The 1,012-nt window shown below is 55.6% G+C and carries 1 protein-coding gene; it reads left to right on the forward strand.

Features of this window, described 5'->3' with window-relative positions; genetic code table 11:
- On the forward strand, positions 1 to 1,012 hold a 1,012-nt coding region (locus tag FGE21_RS19865; protein WP_139665125.1), incomplete at both ends, for a calcium-binding protein.

A 1,012-nucleotide genomic window follows, 5' to 3' on the forward strand; every position in this document is an offset into this window, starting at 1 on the left:
CGAGGACCTGGTGATTACGCTCTCCAATGGCGAACGTATCACCGTGCGTGATCACTTTGCGGAACATCTCGATATGTCGATTGAACAGATCGAGTTCGCCAATGGAGAGGTGCTGAACCTCGAAGACATCCGCAACAAATCCGTCGCGGACCAGAAGGCCAACGGCGCAAACACCGTGATCGGCTCCGATTTTGCCGAGACCTATACGCACGCCTTGGGTGATGGCACCTATCGGATCAGCGATTGGGACAATAACAGCCGCCCCGACACGCTGGTCTTCTCCGATGTGAACAGCGATCAGCTGGTGTTGAGCCGCTTTGGCAATGATCTGCGCATCATCCTGCCCAATGGCGAGTATATCCTGATCGACCAGCAGCTCGGTTCAAACGACGATTATTACATAGAGACCTTCGAGTTCGCGGACGGCATCACCATGAGTGCGGCGGATATCGCTGCCCTGGTCGTCGCACCTGAGACGATTGCCGGGGATCAGATCGGCACGGATGCGGATGATGCCTATAGCCACGCAGCTGGTGATGGCTCCTACACAATCACCGATTACGACTATCACCGAGGTGCAGACAGCCTGACCTTTTCTGATCTGAATGCGGCAGATGTGACCGTCGGACGGATCGGCAACAATGTCACACTGTCGCTCTCCAATGGTGAGCAGATCACGCTGGTGGGACAGCTCAACGAAGATCGCCGCACGTCCATAGAGACCATCACCTTCGCGGATGGCTCAAGCTGGACGCAGGACGACCTGCGCAACCAGCTCGTCGATGACATGAAAGCCAGCGGTACTGTCATTGGGACAGAGAACGACGAGGCCTACACACACGCTCTGGGTGATGGCTCCTACACAATCTCTGATTATGACTATCATCGCGGCGCGGACAGCCTGGCCTTCTCGGACGCAAACGCAAGCGATGTCACACTTAGTCGCAGTGGCAATGATCTGATCTTCACGCTCTCCAACGGTGAACAGATCACCGTGCTCAGTCAACTTGAT

It is taken from the genome of Phaeobacter sp. B1627, from assembly GCF_006265095.1.
GTDB lineage: Bacteria > Pseudomonadota > Alphaproteobacteria > Rhodobacterales > Rhodobacteraceae > Epibacterium.